This window comes from Ruania rhizosphaerae, assembly GCF_009805705.1.
GTDB lineage: Bacteria > Actinomycetota > Actinomycetes > Actinomycetales > Beutenbergiaceae > Ruania > Ruania rhizosphaerae.
In genome coordinates this window covers 1-18,290 of the sequence record NZ_VSMB01000022.1, presented here as the reverse complement: position 1 = coordinate 18,290, position 18,290 = coordinate 1, and the positions used below count along the sequence as shown (strand labels likewise).

The 18,290-nt window shown below is 67.2% G+C and carries 20 protein-coding genes and 1 pseudogene; 15 read left to right on the top strand and 6 right to left on the bottom strand.

Annotated features, from left to right (window positions below; translation table 11 throughout):
- On the bottom strand, nt 1-288 hold a 288-nt coding region (locus FV560_RS19595; RefSeq protein ID WP_159623636.1), incomplete at its 3' end, for a hypothetical protein.
- 106 nt (nt 289-394) lie between these two features.
- Here FV560_RS19595 and FV560_RS19590 point away from each other — a divergent pair.
- Nucleotides 395-1,111 (top strand): alpha/beta fold hydrolase, encoded by a 717-nt coding sequence (locus tag FV560_RS19590; protein ID WP_159623634.1) that lies wholly within the window; start codon nt 395-397, stop codon nt 1,109-1,111.
- Between the two features lies 1 nt (nt 1,112).
- On the opposite strand, the gene FV560_RS19585 is transcribed toward FV560_RS19590, so the two are convergent.
- Nucleotides 1,113-2,204 carry a CPBP family intramembrane glutamic endopeptidase gene (locus FV560_RS19585; RefSeq protein WP_159623632.1) on the bottom strand — a complete coding sequence of 364 codons (1,092 nt, stop codon included), beginning with the start codon at nt 2,202-2,204 and terminating at the stop codon, nt 1,113-1,115.
- Between the two features lie 173 nt (nt 2,205-2,377).
- Here FV560_RS19585 and FV560_RS19580 point away from each other — a divergent pair, with 173 nt between their 5' ends.
- The 3 genes from FV560_RS19580 (at nt 2,378) to FV560_RS19570 (ending at nt 5,010) form a co-directional block, all read left to right on the top strand.
- The gene (locus tag FV560_RS19580; RefSeq protein ID WP_235020250.1) at nt 2,378-2,803 is read left to right on the top strand and encodes a PPOX class F420-dependent oxidoreductase; all 426 of its coding nucleotides are present in this window, start codon (nt 2,378-2,380) and stop codon (nt 2,801-2,803) included.
- 134 nt (nt 2,804-2,937) lie between these two features.
- The gene (locus FV560_RS19575; protein ID WP_235020249.1) at nt 2,938-4,188 is read left to right on the top strand and encodes a glutamyl-tRNA reductase; all 1,251 of its coding nucleotides are present in this window, start codon (nt 2,938-2,940) and stop codon (nt 4,186-4,188) included.
- 12 nt (nt 4,189-4,200) lie between these two features.
- Nucleotides 4,201-5,010 carry a serine hydrolase domain-containing protein gene (locus FV560_RS19570; protein WP_159623626.1) on the top strand — a complete coding sequence of 270 codons (810 nt, stop codon included), beginning with the start codon at nt 4,201-4,203 and terminating at the stop codon, nt 5,008-5,010.
- A 5-nt stretch (nt 5,011-5,015) separates the two neighbouring features.
- On the opposite strand, the gene FV560_RS19565 is transcribed toward FV560_RS19570, so the two are convergent.
- On the bottom strand, nt 5,016-5,825 hold the full coding sequence (locus FV560_RS19565; RefSeq protein ID WP_159623624.1) for a glutamine amidotransferase: 810 nt from the start codon (nt 5,823-5,825) through the stop codon (nt 5,016-5,018).
- Between the two features lie 231 nt (nt 5,826-6,056).
- On the opposite strand from FV560_RS19565, the gene FV560_RS19560 reads away from it, so the two are divergent.
- From FV560_RS19560 to FV560_RS19545, 4 genes are all read left to right on the top strand, one after another.
- A complete protein-coding gene (locus FV560_RS19560) occupies nt 6,057-8,609 on the top strand; it encodes a DEAD/DEAH box helicase (protein WP_159623622.1) in 2,553 nt (850 codons plus the stop codon).
- A complete protein-coding gene (locus FV560_RS19555) occupies nt 8,606-9,694 on the top strand; it encodes a DUF2510 domain-containing protein (RefSeq protein ID WP_159623620.1) in 1,089 nt (362 codons plus the stop codon). Before FV560_RS19560 ends, FV560_RS19555 begins: the two co-directional genes overlap by 4 nt.
- Nucleotides 9,694-10,215, top strand: coding sequence for a Cys-tRNA(Pro) deacylase (gene ybaK, locus FV560_RS19550; protein ID WP_159623619.1), 522 nt, complete (start codon nt 9,694-9,696; stop codon nt 10,213-10,215). Before FV560_RS19555 ends, ybaK begins: the two co-directional genes overlap by 1 nt.
- A gap of 81 nt (nt 10,216-10,296) precedes the next feature.
- Nucleotides 10,297-11,391 (top strand): Fic family protein, encoded by a 1,095-nt coding sequence (locus FV560_RS19545; RefSeq protein ID WP_159623617.1) that lies wholly within the window; start codon nt 10,297-10,299, stop codon nt 11,389-11,391.
- 12 nt (nt 11,392-11,403) lie between these two features.
- Here FV560_RS19545 and FV560_RS19540 read toward each other — a convergent pair.
- Nucleotides 11,404-11,769: pseudogene (locus tag FV560_RS19540) on the bottom strand (YccF domain-containing protein); the annotation flags it as partial.
- A 116-nt stretch (nt 11,770-11,885) separates the two neighbouring features.
- On the opposite strand from FV560_RS19540, the gene FV560_RS20705 reads away from it, so the two are divergent.
- Together FV560_RS20705 and FV560_RS19535 are read left to right on the top strand one after the other, a co-directional pair.
- Complete coding sequence (locus FV560_RS20705; protein ID WP_420853392.1) at nt 11,886-13,064, top strand: DUF6804 family protein; 1,179 nt, start codon at nt 11,886-11,888, stop codon at nt 13,062-13,064.
- 461 nt (nt 13,065-13,525) lie between these two features.
- Nucleotides 13,526-14,014, top strand: coding sequence for a hypothetical protein (locus FV560_RS19535; RefSeq protein ID WP_159623615.1), 489 nt, complete (start codon nt 13,526-13,528; stop codon nt 14,012-14,014).
- A 68-nt stretch (nt 14,015-14,082) separates the two neighbouring features.
- On the opposite strand, the gene FV560_RS19530 is transcribed toward FV560_RS19535, so the two are convergent.
- On the bottom strand, nt 14,083-14,472 hold the full coding sequence (locus FV560_RS19530; protein ID WP_159623613.1) for a YccF domain-containing protein: 390 nt from the start codon (nt 14,470-14,472) through the stop codon (nt 14,083-14,085).
- Between the two features lie 43 nt (nt 14,473-14,515).
- Here FV560_RS19530 and FV560_RS19525 point away from each other — a divergent pair, with 43 nt between their 5' ends.
- From FV560_RS19525 to trxA, 5 genes are all read left to right on the top strand, one after another.
- A complete protein-coding gene (locus tag FV560_RS19525) occupies nt 14,516-15,115 on the top strand; it encodes a pentapeptide repeat-containing protein (RefSeq protein WP_159623611.1) in 600 nt (199 codons plus the stop codon).
- Nucleotides 15,112-15,804, top strand: coding sequence for a YggS family pyridoxal phosphate-dependent enzyme (locus tag FV560_RS19520; protein WP_159623609.1), 693 nt, complete (start codon nt 15,112-15,114; stop codon nt 15,802-15,804). Before FV560_RS19525 ends, FV560_RS19520 begins: the two co-directional genes overlap by 4 nt.
- 85 nt (nt 15,805-15,889) lie before the next feature.
- Entirely contained in the window at nt 15,890-16,549 is a 660-nt protein-coding gene (locus FV560_RS19515; RefSeq protein WP_159623607.1) for a hypothetical protein, read from the top strand.
- A gap of 20 nt (nt 16,550-16,569) precedes the next feature.
- The gene (locus FV560_RS19510) at nt 16,570-17,277 is read left to right on the top strand and encodes a TetR/AcrR family transcriptional regulator (RefSeq protein ID WP_338049717.1); all 708 of its coding nucleotides are present in this window, start codon (nt 16,570-16,572) and stop codon (nt 17,275-17,277) included.
- Between the two features lie 49 nt (nt 17,278-17,326).
- A complete protein-coding gene (trxA, locus tag FV560_RS19505) occupies nt 17,327-17,704 on the top strand; it encodes a thioredoxin (RefSeq protein ID WP_159623605.1) in 378 nt (125 codons plus the stop codon).
- Here the strand turns inward: trxA and FV560_RS19500 are convergent.
- On the bottom strand, nt 17,692-18,290 hold a 599-nt coding region (locus FV560_RS19500; protein ID WP_159623603.1), incomplete at its 5' end, for a sulfatase/phosphatase domain-containing protein. The genes trxA and FV560_RS19500 overlap by 13 nt on opposite strands.

Genomic DNA, 18,290 nt, shown 5'->3' with positions numbered 1-18,290 from the left:
CCCCAGATCAGACACCCACGGAGCACCCGCACCCGCAAGACGCATCGGTTCTTCCGTGCCCGGAACCGTCGACCCCGGAACCTCGATGTCCACCTCAGGGTCGTACACGTCCACAGCACCCGCACTGTGCTGGTCGGGGTCGATCGCTCGCTCAGCGACCCAGGAGACCACCAGCTCGGCACACTCGATCTCCACCGCCCGGGCCGCGGCCCGATTCTCCCGCACAGCCGCCAGCACGTCACGCTCAGCCGAAGCCGAGAACGCCGAACCAGTAGCTGTCGAGGTCATGAAAACACCCTCCCACCCACCACCGACATCGCCCCGTTAGCCCAGGTCAGAGGGCAGATCGCTGCGACTGCTGGTCGATCGAAACGACCTCGCAGTAGCCTGCCTCATGGTCAATTCGCCGACACCCGCAGACACGGGCCGTCCTCACGTGCTCCTCATCCCTGGCGCCGGCTCCGACCCCGGCTACTGGGACGCACTCCGTGCACGGCTGACTGCTTCGGGGCGCTCGAGCACCGCGGTCGATCTCCCCTGCGCGGACGAATCCGCGTCTCTGGAGGACTACGCGAGAACCGTGCTGGACGCCGCCGACCGGGACGGGACCGCAGGTGAGCCCGTCCACGTCGTCGCACACTCCTTCGGCGCCTTCACCGCCGGGCTCGTGCCCGACCTGCTCCCCGTGGCGCGCATGACTCTGTTGAGTCCGATGATCCCGGCACCGGGCGAGTCCGGCGCACAGTGGTGGGCCGCAACAGACCAGGCCGGCGCTCACCAGCGAGCCGCCGAACGCAACGGGTTACAGCTGCCGCTCGACATGGACGAGCTCTTCTACACCGGCTTCAGCGCCGAACAGCGCGAGAACGCCGACCGGTGGGAGCGGGATCAGTCCGACCGCGCCTTCTCCCAACCCTGGCCCAGGGCCGGCTGGCCCGAGGTCCCGACGACGGTACTCGCCTTTGCCTCCGACCGTCTCTTCCCACCGGAGTTCACCGAGCGCCTGGCAACGGAGCGTATCGGCCCGCACATCTTCGGCGAGGTGCCTGGAGGTCACATGGGGATGGTCAGCCACCCGGACGAGCTCGCCGATGCGATCACCCGCGAGTAGGTCACGCCTCGTGGGCCGGCTTCCACGGCACGCCGGGTTCGGCCTGCTTCCGGAACTGCCCGAGGGCGACGATCAGCAACACCACGGCCGCCATGAGGATCCATCCCGGAATCCCGAGGAACGTGCCCAGCGACGCCTGCTGCACATCCTGGGCATCCACGTGCAGTAGCAACAACGTCGTGCCGGTAGCGGTGTTCACAGCACCGTGTCCCACGACGGCCGGCCAGACCGACGCAGTCCGCAGGCGCAGCCATCCCAGGAGAACCCCCAGGGGCACACAGAACCCGATCATGAGCGCCAGACCGCGGGCATCGGTGTAGCCGAAGTTGTACCCGAGCAGGATGATCGGTGCGTGCCACAGCGCCCAGATCACACCGGAGATCAGCAGTGCCGGCCACCGGCCGAGCGGCAGCAGGTTCGGCACCAGCCACCCCCGCCAGCCCAACTCCTCCCCGAACGCTGCCGCCGAACTCACCAACGCGTTGATGGGCACGGCTGCGATACTCACCAGGAGCAGCATCTGCGGCGTCATGCCTGCGGTGCCGCCGGGCCCGGCCTGTGCCTCGATCTGCTGCAGCTGGGCCTGTGCTGCGGAGAGGTGTTCCAGGTCGAGTTGGATCATGCCGAGCGCCGCCCCGAGGAACACGGCAGCGAACGGCAGCACGGCGAAGGCGAACAGGGTCGCCGCGCTCATCCCGATCGTGCGACCGAAGGGGCGCAACGGCCCCAGGCCGAGGCGCCGCGGGATGCTCGCCGGACGATCCACGCCGACGATCACCACTGCGGCAGCGATGGTGGGGGTGTACATCATCAGCACGGCGAAGATCTGGAACAGCGGATGCCCCAGGCCTTCGCCGGAAAGCCACAGCGGCAAGCACGCCACCCAGGCCAGGCCCATCGCCACGACGACGAAGATGACCACCGCTCGCCATCGCACCCGTTCCGGCAGGATCGGCGCGTAGCGCGCGTTCCGTTCCGCTTGCTCTCTCACCCAGTCCCTCGACGGCGCCGGTTCCGTGGATGCTGTCGGCGCCACCGGGGCCGTGGGGATCCCGCTCGCGGCTCGCTGGCCCTCCTCGTGGTGCTCGGGCATGACCTTTCCCTCTCTCGAGACCGTCCCTCGCTCACCATCGATGGTAGAAAGCACGGATCGCCCGGGCCTCCCCCACGCGATCGATTCGCCGATCTCCCCCTCGGGGCGGAGCTCGGTGGTACGGGAATGCTGTACCCGATCCGATCGTTGGGCACGGCATGGGGTACGCACCGATGACCGAGAACGAAGTCCAGGCGTTCATCCGCGCCACTCCCGCCCGGACCGTGGCGGCAGCGACCACCCGCAAGGACGGGCGCCCACACGTGGTGCCCGTGTGGGTGGCCTTCGACGACGAGAGCGGGCAGATCGTGTTCAACACGGGCGCCGACACGGTCAAGGGCCGATCGATGCGGCGCACCGGGGAGGTCGCCCTGAGCTTCCACGACGACATCCCGCCGTTCAACTTCGTGACGATCGAGGGCACCGTGGAGCTGATCGACGACCTTGACCAGGTGCGCACCTGGGCCACCCGGATCGCCGCACGCTACATGGGCGCCGATCGCGCCGAGGAGTTCGGGGCACGCAACGGGGTACCCGGTGAGCTGCTGGTCCGCGTCACCCCGACGAAAGTGATCGCGGCGCGCGACCTCGCCGACTGACGTGGGATCGCCCACACCCGCCGGTGGGTCGATCGGCAGCAACATGCCGCCGAGCCGGTCCGCACGCTGGGATGTGACAGGCCGTCCCGATCCGCGCCCTCCGCCGCTTCTACCATGGACGGGTGCTGGTATGCGTGAGTGCAAGTCATCGAACCGCTGACTTCACCCTCCTGGAACGACTCGCCGCCTCCGGTGGCGGCTCAGCCCTGCACCTGGACGATCCCGAGGTGCGCGGCGCGGTGGTCGTGGCCACCTGCAATCGGTACGAGTCCTACCTGGATGTCGACGCCGGCACCGACACGGACGCAGCGGCCGAGTCCATCATCGCCCGCGCCCTCGACCGGATCGCCACGCGCGCCGGCATCGATGCGGCGGAACTACGCACCCGCACCCGCACGATGAGGGCCAGCCGCGTCGCGGCACACCTGTTCGCCGTGGCGAGCGGGCTGGACTCGGTGGTGCTCGGGGAGGACGAGATCGCCGGGCAGGTGCGCCGGTCACTGGCGGAGGCACGCCAGGGCGGCACCACCACCCCGAGCCTGGAGCGGCTGTTCCAGATGGCCTCGACCACATCGCGTGGAGTGAAGAACACGACCAAGATCAATGCGGCCGGTCGTTCGATGGTCCGCCTCGCACTCGACCTGGCCGAGACGCGCCTCCCGGCCTGGCAGGAAGCGAAAGTGCTGATCATCGGCACCGGTGCTTACGCCAGGACCACTCTCGCCGCCCTCCGTGACCGCGGTGTCGGTGTGGTGGATGTGGCCTCCCCCTCAGGGCGGGAGCAGCGGTTCGCGCTGCGTGAAGGCGTCCGGGCTGTACCGACGTCCGAGCGGACCGAGGCGCTCAGGCGGGCCGACCTGGTGATCACCTCCACGAACGTCCTCACGCTCACCGCCCCCGATCTAACCGAAGCCCAGCGGCTGCCGGGCCATCCGATGCTGGTGGTGGACCTGGGGCTGCCGGCGAACGTCAGCAAGGATGTCGCCCATCTGCATGGCGTGGACCTGCTGGACCTCGAAACCATCAGCCTGCACGCACCCGTCCAGGAGCTCAACGCGAGCGCCGAGGCGTTCGACCTGGTGGACCAGGCGGCGCAGCAGTTCGAACAGCGCTCTGCCGAGGATGCCGCCGCGCCTGCGATCGTGGCCTACCGCACGCACGTGGAGCAGGTGCTGGAGGCAGAGCTCGCACGAGCCCGCGCACGCGGCGACGCCGACGATGAGACCGAGCGGGCGCTCCGGCACTTCGCGAGCGTACTGATCCACACCCCCACCACCCGGGCACGGGAGCACGCGGCCGAGGGCCGCCTGGACGACGTGGTCGCGGCGATGCGCACCCTCTACGGGATCGAGACCTTCGGCACCCAGGGCACGGCCGACATCTGAGACGCTAGCGGAGTGAGCACCTACCCCACGCTGGATGCGTTCGACTTCCCCGTCAGCCTCGCCGTCTCCTCCGACACCGAGATCCTCAGCCTCGACGGTGATGTCGAGACGGTGCGCCCGTGGAAATCGGTCACCAAACCGCTGGCTGCCCTGGCCACGCTGATCGCCATCGACCGCGGCTACCTCCGGCTCGACGACGCTGCGGGGCCCGAGGGCGCCACAGTGCGCCACCTGCTCGCCCACGCCTCCGGGTTGCCGTTCGAGGACGGCGGCCCGACCCAGCGCCCCGGGCAGCGCCGGGTGTACTCGAACCTCGGCTTCGAAACGCTCGCCGGGTACGTCTCCGATGCGGTGGACACCGACTTCCCGGTGTGGGTGCGCGAGGTGATCCTCAAACCGCTGGAGATGTCGTCAGTGGAGTTCCACGGCAGCGCCGCGTACGCGGCCGGCGGCTCCACCCTGGACGTGTTGGCGCTGGGCCTGGAGTTGCTGACGCCCACACTGCTCGACGCGGACCTGGCCGAACAGGCCCGGACCGTGCAGTTCCCCGGGCTCGCCGGGGTGCTACCGGGTTTCGGCAACCAGACCCGCAACGACTGGGGCCTGGGTTATGAGATCCGCGGTGGGAAGTCGCCACACTGGACGGCACCCGGGGCGAACCCGGCGACGTTCGGGCACTTCGGTCAGTCGGGCAGCTACCTGTGGGTGGATCCAGACGCGCGCCTGACCGCGGCGTTCCTGGGCGCCGAGCCCTTCAGCGCCGACGTGCACGGGGCGTTGTGGCCGCGGCTGCACGAGGAGATCCTCACCGCGCACGGGTGAGTACGTCAGCCCGCGGGATGAAACTGACGGGAATACTGCCGCGTGTTGTCCATGCGAGCCTGGTTGGCAGTATGACCGTCGTTTTCATCCGCACACCACCTGGCGAAGGCCGCCAGCAACCGGTGCGCGGCCGAGACATCCGCCCTCCCGGTCCGTTCAATCACCTCGGCCACCGCATCGGGGGCGAAGTAGCCGGCGCCCGCGTAGATCTCGATGCGCAGCTTCACTGCCGCAGCGTCCATCTCCGGGTGGAACTGAGTGACGTACTGGCCGGGACCGAACCGGTACATCTGCACCGGGCAGGCGGGTGAACTGGCCAGCACGACGGCGCCCGGTGGCAAGGTGGTGCACGCTTCCTTGTGGCCCACGTACGCGTGGAAGGTGTCCGGAAGTTCGGCCAGCAACGGGTCCTCGCGCCCCGCCTCAGTGAGGGTGACCTCGACGGCGTCGGTGTTCTCCGCGTAGGTCGAGTCGACCTCACCCCCGGCCCAGCGACCGACGACTCCGACGCCGTAGCACAGGCCCAGGAACGGGATCCGATGGCGGGAGATCTCATCGAGAACGTCGAGCAGCGTGGCCTCGACAGCGCGCTGCACCGGTGACTTGTCCGTCTCCGGAGTGCTCGACGTGAACGGGCTACCACCGAGGATCACGCCGGAGAAGCGGTGCACGTCCCCCACCGCCTCACCCCGGTCGAGCCGGATCCGCACAAGCTCCTGCTCGCTGAGTCCGGTGTGCTGCAGCACGCTCGCGTACTCGGCATCCGCTGCCACCTCTTCGGCGCGGGAGGCCAGGAAGCACAGCGGACGGGTCATCTCTCCAGTATCGCCTAGGGCCAGGCCGCGAGCGGGCGCTTCGATGCGATGTTCAGCACCCGGACACGAGATCGGCAGCCGCCCGATCAGCGAGCCAGCCGCGTTCAGGGGCCAGAAGTTCAGGGTGAAACCCGAGAAGGGGTCGATCTTGCGGCCCGTGAGTGGCCCATGAGCGGGCCGAAACGCAACGCGGCGCAGGCCAGCGACCACCGTGCTGAGACAATCAAGTCGATGACACTCTCCCTGCCCCCGGACCCCACCGACGACGACGCGCTCGTCGAGACCTTCACCGACTGGGCCCAGGAGAGAGGTCTGAGCCTGTACCCGCACCAGGAGGAGGCGCTCCTGGAGCTGGTGACCGGCTCGCACGTGATCTGCTCCACCCCGACCGGGTCCGGCAAGTCGCTCATCGCCGTCGCGGCCCATTACGTCGCGCTGGCCCGTGGTCTACGCACGGTCTACACCGCACCCCTCAAGGCACTGGTGAGTGAGAAGTTCTTCGACCTGGTGGAGATCTTCGGCGCCGATCAGGTCGGTATGGTCACCGGCGACTCCTCCATCAACGCCGATGCTCCGATCCTGTGCTGCACCGCCGAGATCCTCGCCAACCGGGCGCTGCGCGCGGGCACCGAGACCGACGCCGGCCAGGTGGTGATGGACGAGTTCCACTTCTACGCCGACCCTCAGCGCGGGTGGGCCTGGCAGGTGCCGCTGCTGGAGCTCACCGGGACCCAGTTCCTGCTGATGAGCGCCACCCTCGGAGACGTGAGCTACTTCGCCGAAGATCTCACCCGCCGCACGAACCTCCCGGTCGCGGTGATCACGAACACCGAACGCCCGGTGCCGCTGACCTACACCTATTCCACTGAGCCGATCACCGAGATCATCACCGAGCTGCTCGGCACGCACCGCACGCCCGCCTATCTCGTCCACTTCACCCAGGCTGCCGCCGTGGCACAGGCGCAGGCCCTGACCTCGGTGCAGGTGGCCACCAAGGAACAGAAGGCGCGCATCGCCGAGGCTCTCGGAGACGTGAGCTTCGCGAAGGGGTTCGGGTCTACGCTCTCGCGGCTGCTGCGCAGCGGTATCGGGGTCCACCACGCGGGGATGCTGCCCCGCTACCGCCGACTGGTCGAGCGCCTGGCTCAGGCGGGACTCCTGCGCGTGATCTGCGGCACCGACACCCTCGGGGTGGGCATCAATGTGCCCATCCGCACCGTAGTGCTGACCGGTCTGACGAAGTTCGACGGCGTGAAGTCCCGCCACTTGAGCGCCCGGGAGCTGCACCAGATCGCCGGGCGGGCCGGACGCGCCGGGTACGACACGGTCGGCGAGGTGATCGTGCAGGCGCCCGAGCACGTGATCGAGAACGCCAAGGCGCTCAAGAAGGCGGGCGACGACGAGAAGAAGAAGCGCAAGATCGTGCGCAAGAAGGCCCCTACCGGGGTGGTGAACTGGACCGACAAGACCTTCGAGCGCTTGCGCGACTCCGAACCGGAGCCGCTGACATCCCAGTTTTCTGTCTCGCACGCGATGGTGCTCGGGGTGCTCGCACGTCCGGGCGATCCGCTGCCGGCGATGCGCCGGCTGCTCACCGACAACCACGACTCCCCCACCGACCGCAACCCGCACGTGCGGCGCGCAATCTCGATCTACCGCACCCTGCGCCAGGCGGGTCTGGTGGAGCGTCTGCCCGAGCGCGACGCCGAGGGGCGGACGGTCCGGCTGGTCGGTGAGGTGCCGGACGATTTCGCGCTGAACGCCCCACTCTCCCCGTTCGCGTTGGCGGCGCTGGAGCTCCTCGATCCCGAGCATCCGGACTTCGCCCTCGACGCCGTCTCGGTGATCGAGTCGACGCTGGAGGATCCGCGGCCGTTGCTCATCGCACAGGAGAAGGCCGCCCGTGGCGAGGCGATCGGCGCGATGAAGGCCGAAGGGATGGACTACACCGAGCGGATGGACGCGCTGGAGGAGATCACCTACCCGCGCCCGCTCGCCGAGCTGCTCACCGCCGCGCTGGCCGAGTTCCGCACCACCAACCCGTGGGTGGACGACTACGAGCTGAAGCCGAAGTCGGTCGTGCGGGAGATGGTCGAGCACGCGATGACCTTCTCGGAGCTGGTCTCGCGCTACCAGCTGGCCCGCAGCGAGGGCGTGGTGCTGCGGTACCTCACCGACGCCTACAAGGCGTTGCGGCAGGTCGTGCCCACGGCGATGCGCACCGAGGAGCTCACCGAGCTGATCGAGTGGCTGGGAACGGCCGTGCGGCAGATCGACTCCTCTCTGCTGGCCGAGTGGGAGGCGTTGCAGGCGGGGCATGCGCTCGAGGAGAACCAGGAGGCCCCCGACGGCGGAGCTTCCGAGGACGAGGCACGTTTCGGTCCCGGTCCGGACGCCCCGATCACCGCGAACCCGCGCACGTTCCGTGCGCTGGTGCGCAACGCCGTCTTCCACCGGGTGGAGCTGGCCGCACGGCAGGCACATGACTCCCTGGCTGCTCTCGACGGCGGGATCGGCTGGGACGCCGACACCTGGGCCGAGGCGATGGACGGCTACTGGGAGGAGTACGACCACCTCGGCATCGGACCGGAGGCACGGTCCGGCGGCATGGTCACGATCACGACCGAGACCGGCCACTGGCAGGTGGAGCAGGTGCTCGACGATCCGGAGGGCGACCGTGACTGGCGGCTGCGGGTGACCGTGGATCTGGCCGCGAGCGCCGAGACGGGACGGGTAGTCCTCTCCGGGATCGATGTCGGCCCGGCCCGTACGATGGCCGGGTGAACGAGCAGGCACCAGGCTGGTACCCGGACCCCTCTGGCGAGAACCAGCAGCGGTACTGGGACGGGGATTCGTGGACGGAGTACTACCGGCCGCTGCTGCCCTCGACGACGGAGCCGAGCGGACCTCAGTCCGCCTACGAGGACTATCCGTACCTGGAGTCGGCGACGCACCGCCGTCCGGATGTGATGGTGACGCCAGGGACGCCGGGCGGCTGGCAGTCCTCGTCAGCGTGGGGCACGCCGGACGAGGGCCGCGAGTCCGGGGGGACGAAGGTCTTCGGCAGTGGGGTGCGCAGCACGCCGGGCGGTGTGGCGGCGGTCGCGTCGCTGGTGGTGCTCGCGCTGTTGCTCGTCACGGGGATCACCTGGTGGGCGCTCTCGGGAAGCCGGGAGCCGGACACTCCGGGCCCCACATCGGGTCCAACCGGCGGCTCGGGATCGGTGACCACAGGCACGGTCGCTCTGGGTGAGGAGACGCCGGCGCAGGTCGAGGCCGGGGGCGTGTGGGAGGGCGCACTCTCCGTGGACGAGCCGGTGGTCCTGATCCTCGACGTGCGCTCGGATACCGGCGATGAGGATCTCGAGATGACGGTCGAGGACGCGGCCGGGAACGAGGTCACGGCTGGAGATGACCGTGGCCGCGAGCTGGCCGAGGAGCTGGAGGGTTCGTCACTTGACCCTCTGATCGCCGTCCCCTTTGAGGCCGGTGAGTACACGGTGGTGGTCGGCGAGCTCGATGGGTTCGCGAGCGAGTTCAGCGTGCGTGCGACCGAAGTCGCCGATCGGGTGGCGATGCTTGAGCCCACCCAGGCTGCAGTGCCGAGTGGCGGATATTGGGCCGGCTCGATCGAACTGCCCGAGGCTGGCGAGTACGTGGTCGACGTGGAGGACACCTCCTCCGGTGACCCGGTGCTGCTGACGCTCGACGCAGACGGGCGCGTGCGCAGCAACGATGACCGCGACCCGGGCAACGACGACCGCAACCCGCTGCTGGAGTCAGAATTCCCGGCCGGAACCCTCGTGCTGATCGTCACCGAGTGGTCCGATGACACGACCGACGTGACCGTGACTGTCAGCGCATCCTGATGGGCAAGAAGAAGAACGCGCCTGAGGGTGGTCCGGCCACTCCGGCAACCGTGGCCTTAGACCGAGCGGGTCTGACGTACCAGGCGCACCCCTACACCCACGATCCGGCCAGCGACCTGAGCTATGGCCTGGAAGCGGCCGCAGCGCTCGGCGTACCACCGGAGGTCGTGTTCAAGACGCTGGTCGCCAAGGTCGACGGGCTACGCGCGGCACAGGGTTTGGCGGTGGCCGTGCTCCCGGTCACCGCGACCCTGGACCTGAAGGCACTCGCACAGGCGCTGGGTTGCAAGAAGGCCGCGATGGCAGAGCCCGCAGCCGCGGAACGCTCCAGCGGATACGTCACCGGCGGGATCTCCCCGATCGGCCAGCGGACAACCCTGCCCACGGTGATCGACTCCTCGGCCGAGCGACTCGAGCGGATCTACGTCTCCGGTGGCAGGCGTGGCTTCGACATCTCGCTCGCGCCGACGGATCTGGTGAGGGTCACCGGCGCCCAACTCGTGTCGATCGCGCGGAACTGAGACTCCCGCCCGGCGCTGTCGACATGTAAAGTTTCCGCCACAATCTTTACATGTCCCGTGCGCTATGCAACATTCTGTGACATGACGAATTGGCAGGCAGACCGCCCGTACAACGCGTTGCCGCCACCGCCGGGCGCCGAAGCCCTCGAGACCCGACGCGTACTCAAGGCGACGATCGGCGCACGAACTGCCCTCGCTCAGCTCGACCAAGCCGGGCGCTCGATGCCGAACCCCGCCGTTCTGATCAACACGATTCCGTTGCTGGAGGCGCAAGCCAGTTCGGAGATCGAGAACATCGTCACCACGACGGATGAGCTCTTTCGACAGGTCAACGCGACAGATGTCACGGGCGACGCAGCCACACGCGAAACGCTCCGTTACCGCACCGCGCTACGAGTCGGCTCGGAGCACGTTCAGGACCGGGGCCTGACAGTCGGCGCGGCCGAACAGATCTGCACCGTGATTCAGGGCCACGACGTAGGAATCCGGTCGATGCCCGGGACTCGCATCGCCAACCCAGCCACCCGCGAGATCATCTATTCACCACCGGAGGGACGCGAAACTCTCAGGAACAAGCTGGCAGAGTGGGAGACATTCATCCACGCCGATGACGGCATGGATCCGCTGGTGCGCATGGCGGCCGCGCACTACCAGTTCGAGGCGATCCACCCGTTCACCGACGGCAACGGTCGCACGGGGCGCATCCTCAATGTCCTGATGCTCGTGGAGTCGGGGTTGCTGCATCAACCGCTGCTCTACCTCTCCCGGTACCTCATCGGCACCAAGCAGGACTACTACCGACTCCTGCTCAACGTGACCACGGAGGGTCGATGGGAAGAGTGGATCACCTACATTCTCACCGGCATCGAGCGAACGTCACTCGCCACCACACGTCAGATCGCCGCGATACAGGAGCTCCAGGCGAGTTTCGCGGCCCAGGCGCGCAACGCATCGAGAGGCGGTACCGACGCCGAACTACTGGCCGTCCTGTTCGAGCAGCCCTACAGTCGGATCGCTATCGTCATGGACCGATGCGGAGTCTCTCGGCCCACAGCAACGCGTTGGTTGACTGAGCTGGCGGAGGCAGGACTGATTCACGACGTCCGCGTCGGTCGCGAGCGCCTCTTCGTCAACACACAGTTCTTGCGGCTGCTGACGCATGGCCCCTGGGAGTGACCGGCTTGTCGCTCAGCTCGCGAACGGTCGATGTGTCTCGACGATCTCCCGCCCGAACGGGGTGAGCGAGATCGGGATCAGCTTCAGGTTCGCCCACCCCATCGGGATCCCGATGATGGTGATGAACAGCGGGATCGCCGTGATGATGTGCTCGATCACGAGCCACCAGCCGGCCACGATGAACCAGATGATGTTCCCGATCGTCGAGCCCGCGCCGGCGTCCGGTCGGCGCACCACTTCCCGCCCGAACGGCCACAGCACGTAGTTCGCCATCCGGAACGAGGCGATGCCGAACGGGATGGTGATGATCAGGATGCAGCAGATCACCCCGGCCACGGCATAGCCGACCGCCAGCCAGAAGCCGGCGAAGACAAGCCAACTGGTAGTCCAGTGAAATAACTACCCGCTCCGAAGGGCTGGCCGATGATGACCACGACGACACTCGATCTGACACAGACAAACGACGCGATCCGGGACTGCCGCCTCCGCACTTCGTGCCGTTGCCTTGGGTTGTCCCCCTCACCGATCCCTCTGGTATAACAAGGCGACTACCTGCGACCGGCGAACGGACCAACGTGACAATTGAGCACGAGAAGGGGAACGGGAACTCGCGGACGCACTTGGCTCCCTGCCTGATCGCGGCGGCGATGCTGCTTGTAGCCCTTGCACCGTCGAACCCCAGCGGGTACTACGTCTTGCTCCGGTGGGTAGTTTGCCCCGTTGCTGTGTTCCTCGCCTACCGAGCGTGGACTAGACGCAGTCCAGGCTGGGGTGTCCCTCCGATCGTTGTCGCCGTACTGTTCAACCCGCTCCTGCCAATCTGGTCAACCCGTGAGTTCTGGGGGCCAGTGGACACCATGTCGGCAATCGCCTTGGCCGGCTATGCCGTGGTACGACTGCCTATACGAGCCCAAGAGTCTCCTCCGGGGTCGCCCACCAGCGTGCTGTCAATTCCGCCTGAACACGCGCCCAAAGAGATCGTCGACCCCCCTCCCCCAACTCTTGCGGCAGCCCAGGCGGCCATTGCGACAGCGATGCCGAGGCAGGTTCCGGATGACGGGGACGTTCATACGCCTGGATCTGGAACGGGGCCCGACAGCCCGTCTGCGATCAACGCACTGGATGTGACGCCAACGGTGGGGGAGCACCTTGCGGAACTCATCCACAATGCTGCGCCAATAGTTGGCCGGGCCAGCCGAGAGAGCCTCATCGAGTTCGAATCGCCACTGGCGGCACTTGGTCTAGATGCAGGTGGAACCTTCACGTGGTCACGCGAGGTTGGAGCTCCTCGGCTGTCACCTGTGGGGGCCGCTGCGCTGGCCTTGACAGTCCGCTTCGCTGCCCGCGTGAATCCCTGCCCAGTCGAGGCTGTGGCTGATCAGGACCAGCCACCAGACGGCATGGTGCTGATGACTCGCGCTGGAGTCGTTCTCGTGGATACATTTGCACGCGGCAACAAGGCCTACCTCCTTGTCGGAGATGAACCACTGAGCAGGTACGCGACAATGGCTGACATAGTCGAACGCACCAATGCGAGGCATACCGCGCTGGTCAAGTATGGGCCTCCACTGCCAGACCGAGTTAACGATGTAGTCTACCCCACCCGTTCATGCCTCTACCACGCAGTACGCCGCGCCATGGTCTTTCAAATCTCATGCGAGGACTGCATCTGATTGATGGTGCGAATTGGGCTGATGACTCGCAATGGCTGGGTGACGAACGGACTAGATTCGGTTCATGCTATTACTCGCACAAACGAGTCGCTCAGTGAGCCGCCTGGCGGTGGGATCAAATCGACCGATCGTCGTTCGGCAGTTCCAGGGTGGAGTTCTCCGCCTAGTTCTTGCCAGTGGTGCGGAGGTCGAGCCTGACCAGGTATGAGCACCTGTGGCGAGTGGTCAGACGCATCCCTATGGCCAGATGGAGCGGTGCCCGCCGCCTCTGACGCCCATCGCTGTCAATACGTTGCCGACTCGCGACCACCGCGTCCACAACCGCGCCGCGATCTCGCCGCGTTGGTGGCTGAAATGGACGCACGCTTCCTAACTAGAGGATCGCATCAGTTCTGCTTGTCAGGATTCCGCATGGCGCGCGACCATCGCTATCCTACGCAACTGCTGCTACATTGATCGCTATGGGTAGATGGAGAAGGCAGCAGACCGAGACCGCGCTGCGCACTTTTGACGAGATGGGTGTCTTCGCAACTTGGACTCGCACCCGAGGTGGCTACACGATTCATTTCGGCCCCAACGACGCACTCCAATTCACGATGCATCACACGGGCTTTTTTATCATGGGAATCTCGGCCGTACTGACCACGATGCAGAAGACGCACGGGGCGGACCGAGAAGCTTTCCTCACCCAGATTCCCGACACTGTTGGAGCAAGAAATGGTGTGCCTATAGCCAGCTACGTGCCGCGGGTAGTGCGGGACCTATACTCAAATGGAGTGATCAGTTCGTGGAGCGCCACCCCCGACTGGAAGCAGATATCCATCCTGTATCACGACGGCACGGGATTCACTGGTGGCCTCCATGAATTGTCCGCTTATGTCAACGGCGTACTCTCTGCTGAGAACTACCTGATGGCCTTCGCCTTCATGTTCCGTGATGGCTCGCAATAGCCGAACTACTGGTGGACCCCGGTGCCAATTCGCTCTCGAGGTAGGCAATACCGTGACCGGCTTGTCGCTCAGCTCGCGAACGGCCGATGTGTCTCGACGATCTCCCGCCCGAACGGGGTGAGCGAGATCGGGATCAGTTTCAGGTTCGCCCAGCCCATCGGGATGCCGATGATGGTGATGAACAGCGGGATCGCGGTAATGATGTGCTCGATCACGAGCCACCAGCCGGCCACGATGAACCAGATGATGTTGCCGATCGTCGAGCCCGCGCCGGCGTCGGGCCGGCGCACCACCTCACGCCCGAACGGCCACAGCACGTAGTTCGCCATCCGGAACGAGGCGATGCCGAACGGGATGGTGATGATCAGGATGCAGCAGATCACCCCGGCCACGGCATAGCCGACCGCCAGCCAGAAGCCGGCGAAGACCAGCCAGATGATGTTCAGTATCGTGCGCACGCTTCACTGTAAGCCAACTCCAGGCCGCGTCTACGCTGGAGCGGTGGAACCGGATCAACTCTGTGGCGCGACATTGACCAGACGGACCTTCGACGGCGAGGTGTGGATCGGCGCGCAGATCGACGAGCTGGAGCTCGACGACTCCTCGCTTCAGCGGCTGCGGGCCGCCGAGGGCACCTGGGAGCGCTGCACCTTCACCGACTGCGACCTCACCGGTGCCGACCTGGCCGGGCTCACCACCCGGGACGTCGGGCTCGTCCGCACCACCCTCGACGGCGCCCGGCTGACCGGCTCGTCGTGGTTGCGTTCGCGCTGGCGCGACGTGGAGGCGACCGACCTGGTGGCCGACCTGCTCTCCGCTCACAGCGCCACGTGGACGGCGGTCACGCTCACCGGCGCGAACCTGCGCCAGGCCGATTTCTCCGGAGCGGCCCTGCAACGCGTGCGCTTCGTCGACTGTGACCTCACCGAAGCACGCTTCGCGGGAATGCGCGCCCAGCAGGTGACGATGTCCGGCTGCCGGCTGGAGGGCATCACGGGCGTCGATGCCCTGCGCGGGGTCACGATGACCACCGAGGATGCCGTCGGTGCGCTCGGATCCTTCGCCGCCCACCTGGGCATCACTGTGGAGGAAGCCCGATGACGGCGGTCGCTGCCTCGATCGAACAGGTGCGCTCCCGTATCGCCAACGCCGCCCAGGAAGCCGGCCGGGACCCGGCCGAGGTCCAGCTGCTGCTGGCGGTGAAGCGGGTGGAATCTGCGCGTATACGGGAGGCCCTCACAGCCGGTGCCACGCTGATCGGGCAGAACCGTGCCCAGGAGCTCGTGGCCACCGAACCCGACCTCGTCGACGTCCCGCACGAGACACACTTCATCGGGCACCTGCAGTCGAACAAGGTGAATCAGGTGATGCGCTGGGCCGACTGCGTGCAGAGTGTCGACTCAGCCAAGATCGCACAGCGCCTCGACCGCGCCGCCGCCACCCGCGGCCGCGACCTGGACGTGTTCGTCCAGGTCAACACCTCCGGCGAGGAGACCAAAGCGGGAGTGCCACCAGAAAACGCAGGCGAGCTGGCCGCCGTCGTGGGCTCGCTGGAGCACCTGCACCTGCGCGGCCTGATGACCATCGGGGCGAACTCCCCCGACCCTGGCGAGGTGAGCGCCAGCTACACCGCCCTCGCGCAGGTGAGAGACGCCGTCGTGGGCTCGGGTGAACCAGGCACGAGCGAAGCGCACGAACTCTCCATGGGGATGTCCGGGGACCTGGAACTGGCGATCGCGGCCGGCGCGACCATGGTGCGCGTGGGGACCGGGGTGTTCGGGGCGCGCTGATACCCCTTGCCGGGTGTACGACGTACACCCTAGGCTGCCTGATAAAAGGTGTACGTCGTACACCTCGGATGGGAGGGACCATGCCATGTACATCACCACCACCACGCTGAGCCGGGCCGCCGGCATCTGCGCGATCATCGCCGGCCTCATCTTCGGCGGCATCCAGTTCATCCACCCGGTCGACGAGGCTGCGAGCGTGCCCACCACGATGTGGGCCGTGACCGGATATCTCACCTTCACCATGGCCGTCTGCGGGATGGTCGCTGTGACCGGCCTGTACCTGCGGCAGGTGCAGGCGTCAGGCATCCTCGGCCTTGTGGGTGCCCTCATGCTCGGCATCTTCTACCTACTGACCAGCGCCTTCACCTTCGCCGAGACACTGATCCTGCCGGCGGTGGCCGGCGAGGCGCCGCGATTCGTGGAGAACTTCCTCGGGATCTTCAACGGCGCGGGCACCGACGGCACGCTCGGCGCCCTGGAGGTGATCAGCCCGGTCGCCGGCGGCCTGTACCTGCTCGGCGGCGTGGTCTTCGGGCTGGCGTCCCTGCGAGCTGGGATCTTCCCGCGGTGGGCCTCGATCCTGCTGGCCCTGGGAGCCATCGTGCCGGTGCTGACCGCCTTCCTCCCACATGCGGTGAACCGGTTCGCCGCCCTTCCGGTGGGGATCGCGCTCATTGGACTGGGACTGTTCCTGTGGGCGCAGCGTGCGCCGGCGCCGGTGGAGTCCGAGCCGCGGCTAGGCTGATCGGACCGTCAGGAGGAGAGGTGCCATTGGCCACGCAGGAACGCACGCCGGTCAGCCGTAGCCGGGCGCTGCGCGCGGCCGTCGAACTGGCTGACGCCGAGGGAATCGACGCGGTCAGCATGCGCAACCTCGCCGGCCGGCTGGGTGTGGTGCCGATGGCTCTCTACAAGCACGTCGCCAACAAGGAGGATCTGCTCGACGGGATGGTCGATACGCTCGTCGCCGACCTGCCCCGCCCCGAACCGGGCCCCGGGTGGAAGCCGGCGGCGCGGGCCACGATCCTCGCCGCGCGGGAGATGATCGTGGCCCATCCGTGGCTGCGCCGGGTGATCGAGTCCCGCACCCGACGCACCCCGACGGTGCTGACCCACATGGACTCCCTCGCAGGGGCCTTCATCGCCGGCGGCCTGAGCGCAGACCTCACCCATCACGTGATGCACACACTCGGCCACCGCATCTGGGGTTTCAGCCCCGAGGCCTTCGATGCACCCGAGGAGCCCGACGACGCCACACCGCCCGCCGATCCGCAGGAGGTCGCGGCGATGGTCGAGCACATGTCCGCCACCTACCCCGCCATCACGGCAGTCACTCTCGCCGCGATCGACGGCGATCTTTCCCGGCTCGGCGAGGGGTGCGACGAACAGTGGGAGTTCGAGTTCGCCCTCGACCTGCTGCTCGATGCCTTCGAACGCCTGCACACAGGGTCACGTGGGTCACGGAATACCTGACCGCGACCGATGTTGGCACTGGTAGGACGTACCCGATCAAGGAGTAGTAGTGCCCACCATCGACATCACCACCGAGACCTTCGAGCAGACGGTCAGCGACAACGACATCGTGCTCGTGGACTTCTGGGCCGAGTGGTGCGGACCCTGTAAGCAGTTCGCTCCCATCTACGAGCAGGTCTCGGCCAAGCACCCCGATGTGACCTTCGCGAAGGTCGACACCGAGGCCGAGCAGGAGATCGCCAGCCAGGCCGGGATCCAGGCGATCCCGACGCTGATGGCCTTCCGGGACGGGATCCTGCTGTTCAACCAGGCCGGCGCCCTGCCGGCCAAGCAGCTCGAGCAGCTGATCACCCAGGTCAAGGACCTCGACATGGACGAGGTCAAGGCCAAGGTCGCCGAGCAGCAGGCCGCCGCTCAGGCCGAGTAACCCCGCTGATGGGCGTACCGGGTCGGCACCCACCCGCCCGTGTAGACGGCCGTTTCGGGCTGCACGTACGACTCCCGCGCCGGTGCTGCCTCGATCACCGGGGCCGGCTCCCCCGCCGCTTCCATGCGAGCGATGAGCCGGTCCCGGAGTTCCTCAGCCACCTCAGCGAACGCCGGAACACCGGCGACGTTGCGTAGTTCGTGCGGATCGTTGGCCAGATCGTAGAGTTCAGCCTCCACATAGCGATCGGCGCTGTGCTCGATCCACGGGTCCGCATCCGGTGCCACCACGTGATACTTCCACCGGTCGGTGCGCAGCGTGCGGCCCAGCTCGGACTCGCTGACCTGCACGAACGCCTCCTGCGGGAAGTCGGCGCCCGGGTCACGGACGAGCGGCAGGATCGAGTGCCCCTGCATCTGCTCCGGCACCGCGATGCCGGCGGCGTCCAGGAGTGTCGGCGGAAGATCGATGGTGCTGACGGGCCGGTCCACGCGGCCACCGCCCTCGAACCCTGGGCCCCTCATCGCGAAGGGCACGCGGATCGAGCTGTCGTGACAGGAACGCTTGTACTCGGCGTTGCGGGTGC